We start from the raw sequence: 3,714 nt of genomic DNA, 5'->3' as shown, positions 1-3,714 counted from the left end.
CTCAATTCTTGGAAAGATGATGTCAATCGGATCTCCTTTGAGCGTGATCAGGCATTGATAAAAAGTATGGAAGCCCTTTTGAAACAGATATCGTATAAGGATGGCGATACGAAGACGGTCAGAGAGATTGATGCCAGGATTTTTACCGAAGATAAACCTCCGGTGAGTAAAAAGATTCCGGTATGGGTCAGAAACGGATGGGGGAGTTCAGAAGAGGAGCTACGGAAAACCTCACTTGCTGAAGGCTTGGAGAGTCCGTTAATTCAGGTATTTCTCCCAAAATTATATCATCAGGATCTGATTGATCATATTGCGGGGAGTATTGCAGCCCAGCAGACAATGGATACAATTGGTGTCCCGAATACGAATGAAGGTATTCTGGCAAAGAAGAATATTGAAACAAAGAAACTTGCTCATGATGCGAAGATCCAGACCTGTCTGAATGATATTATCAACCAGGCAGTTGTGTATCTTGGCGGGGGGGATAAGAGAGAGGGAGGATCACCAAAAGAGGTTCTGTTGCATGCCGTGAAAACTGCATCAGAGAAGAAATTTTACCGGTTTAAGGATGCAGATAATTCGCGGTGGGCTGATGTATTTACGAGGATTAAATCCGGTCATGCAAATCCGCTGTCTGTTGTTGGGCATTCCGGGAATACTGAAGAACATATTGTGTGTAAAGAGATTTTGCGATTTCTGAATGCCGGTTCAAAGAAAGGGTCAGAAATTGTAAAATATTATGAGGATGCTCCGTTTGGATGGCCGAAAGATGCAATTGAAGGGGCGATTATTGCTTTGTGTGCTTCAGGGCATCTCCATGCCTATAATGATGGTCATAAAGCGGTTTCTCTCACCGAACTTGATAATCGTCGTACTCTTGAGAAGAGTTACTTTAAGTGTGAGAGTGAATCTCCACCGACTGCAGAGGAAAAACTGAAAGCCAAGGCGGTGTATCAAAAGGTTGGAATTCAGGCCAGGGCTGGTTCTGAAGGAGAAGATGCTTCTCTTTGTATAGAAAAACTCAGGGAACTTCTGGATAAGACCGGGGGTGATCCACCGTTACCAGAAGTTATGGTTCCCTCATATCTTGCTGAGATGGACGGACTTTCTGGTGTTTCGCTTCTTAAGCGGATTGCGGCCCAGAAGGAGATAATTATTGCAGATATTGAGAAGTGGAAACGTACTGCTGAATTGATTCCTGTTCGTCTCCAGGAGTGGGAACGGCTGTGCACACTTCTTGATCACGGGGAGGGGCTTGTGGGTCTTGATATGATTATCCGTGAAGCTGCAGCAATTAAAGAGCACAGAAGTCTTCTCGCTGATCCTGACCCGGTTACTGACCTTCTTTTACAGGTTCAGGAGCGATTACGGGAGGAGATCTCGTGTGGTATCAGCCAGGTATCAGAATCATATCAGAGTCTTATATCCTCACTGGAAAGTGATTCACACTGGCATGAGCTTGATTCTCATGAACAGGAGATGATCCTCTCATCATATCACATCAAATCGATCCCCCAGATGCCTCTAGGGACGGATAATGATATTATTCAGGCTCTGAAACAGTATCCTTTGTCAGATTACCAGAAGGCGTTAGATCTTATTCGTCTTTCACATGATAAGATTGTATCTGAGGCAGCTCTTCGGTATGCCGCAAAGCAGAAGAAGGTTCTGACCCCGGTTTCTCTGAAACGGGGAGTTAAAATTTCAAATGAAGACGATCTCGAAGCATATATTGATGATATCAGAACGAGGGTGAAAGCGTTATTACAAGAGAAGCAGGAGGTACTCATCCAATGATCATGTGGGGCCTGTGGGAGAAACGTTGAATTTTGTTATCTATACTGGACAGGAACGGACTGTAGAGGAAATATCATGACCGAGATACGAATTACCATACCTGATGATGTGTTTGTGGCAATGAAAACACATCCATCCTGTATTGGGGATGAGATACGGCTGCTTGCTGCTGTGAAATTGTATGAGATGGGGCGTCTGTCTTCAGGAGCTGCAGCAAAAATGGCAGGGATCTCCCGTGTTCTATTTATCTCAAAATTAAAAGAGTTCCAGGTGCCTGCTCTAAAACTTACCGAAGAGGAGTTTTCTCGTGAAGCTGAAATACTCGGGATTGATCATCTGTAATACAACCCCTTTGTTATATCTTCACCAGATACATCTCCTCGCCATAATCAAGGATATTTGTGGGGATATTGTTGTTCCTCCTGCTGTAATCAGGGAATTGAAAGCCGGAGCAGATCAGGGTGTTTCAGTACCGGATATTGGGCAGTATAACTGGATCACGGTGAAAGAACCTGTCGCGGTTTCAGCTCATAATCTTATTAAGGATCTGGGAGATGGCGAAACGGAGGTTCTCATGCTGGCCCTGGAAATGCCAGGTTCAATGGTGATTCTTGACGATAATCTTGCCCGAACGTATGCATACATAAATTCCATAGATGTGATTGGAACGTGTGGATTATTAGTAAAAGCAAAGTATTTCGGCCTTATTCCTTCGGTTACCCCTGTTCTGGATCTCTTGGACCAGAAGGGATTTTTCCTCTCTAAAGAATTTCGAAAGACTGTCATCAGCCTTGCCAGGGAATGAGGTTTTTATGATTTGCGATATCGTTCTTTTACAGCAGAAGCAGGAGGTTTTGATCCAGTGACTACTCTTTCAAAATCTGACCGGAATGCTCTTGATAAAGCCGTTCAAAAGGCCCGTGAAATCTCTGAAGAAGGGGCACGCAAAGCACTGATTTCTCTTGGTGTATCGGATGAGAAAAAACCAGGACACCTCAATGATGAGCAGGCAGAACTTCGTCGCCGGGTGAGAGTGGTCTTAAGACGGCTTGGGACGGAAGCAGAACTTATCCGGTCGGTTGCGTATGAACAGTGGCACCGGATGCTGTTTGCCCGGTTTCTTATCGAGAATGATCTCCTCATCCATCCTGAACATCAGGTATCGGTCAATTTTGAAGGTCTGGTTGAACTTGCCCATGATGAACAGATTGACCCCTGGGAACTTGCTGCCCGGTATGCTTCAGCAATGCTCCCCGGGATATTCAAACAGGATGATCCACTCCTGAAAATTACCTATGCTCCGGAGGATCGAAATGCCCTTTGTGATATCCTTGCACAGATTCCGGGAGATACGTTCAGAACCTCGGATGCTCTCGGGTGGACATATCAGTTCTGGCAGACGAAAAAGAAAGATGAGGTAAACAAGTCGGGGGTGAAAATAGGAGCAGCAGAATTGCCCTCCCAAACCCAGCTCTTTACCGAACCCTATATGGTCCATTTCCTTCTTGACAACTCGCTTGGTGCCTGGTGGGCAGGAAAGAGGCTGACAGAAGAGGATCTTAAGACTGCAACATCTGAAGAGGAACTCCGGCAAAAAGCCTCTCTCCCCGGTGTTCCTCTGACCTATCTCCGGTTCGTTCAGGATGAACATGGAATCTGGACTCCGGCTGCCGGATCGTTCTCCGAATGGCCTGACCAGGTTTCTGAACTTAAGATGCTTGATCCCTGTTGTGGGTCAGGTCATTTTCTTGTGGCTACTCTTCTGATGCTGGTCCCGATGCGGATGGAGATGGAAGGGCTATCAGCAAGAAAGGCGGTTGATGCTGTTCTATCAGAAAATCTCCATGGTCTAGAGATTGATGAGAGGTGTGTGGAGATTGCAGCATTTGCTCTTGCTCTGGCTGCCTGGACCTATCC

The 3,714-nt window shown here is 45.7% G+C and carries 3 protein-coding genes and 1 pseudogene; all 4 read left to right on the top strand.

Annotated elements, in window-relative coordinates:
- Positions 1-1,797 (top strand): annotated as a pseudogene (locus PLA23_RS11400) (hypothetical protein); the annotation flags it as partial.
- Positions 1,798-1,872: 75 nt separating this feature from the next.
- On the top strand, positions 1,873-2,139 hold the full coding sequence (locus PLA23_RS11395) for a UPF0175 family protein (protein ID WP_324475265.1): 267 nt from the start codon (positions 1,873-1,875) through the stop codon (positions 2,137-2,139).
- Entirely contained in the window at positions 2,105-2,602 is a 498-nt protein-coding gene (locus tag PLA23_RS11390; RefSeq protein ID WP_324475264.1) for a PIN domain-containing protein, read from the top strand. The genes PLA23_RS11395 and PLA23_RS11390 overlap by 35 nt, the downstream gene beginning before the upstream one ends.
- Before the next feature lie 57 nt (positions 2,603-2,659).
- Positions 2,660-3,714 (top strand): DNA methyltransferase (locus PLA23_RS11385; RefSeq protein ID WP_324475263.1); only part of this gene is annotated, 1,055 nt, incomplete at its 3' end.

This window comes from Methanospirillum sp. (genome assembly GCF_035406105.1).
In the GTDB taxonomy this organism is placed as follows: domain Archaea; phylum Halobacteriota; class Methanomicrobia; order Methanomicrobiales; family Methanospirillaceae; genus Methanospirillum.
Note: the sequence above shows the minus strand (reverse complement) of the source record. Positions and strands in the feature narration are given on the sequence as shown.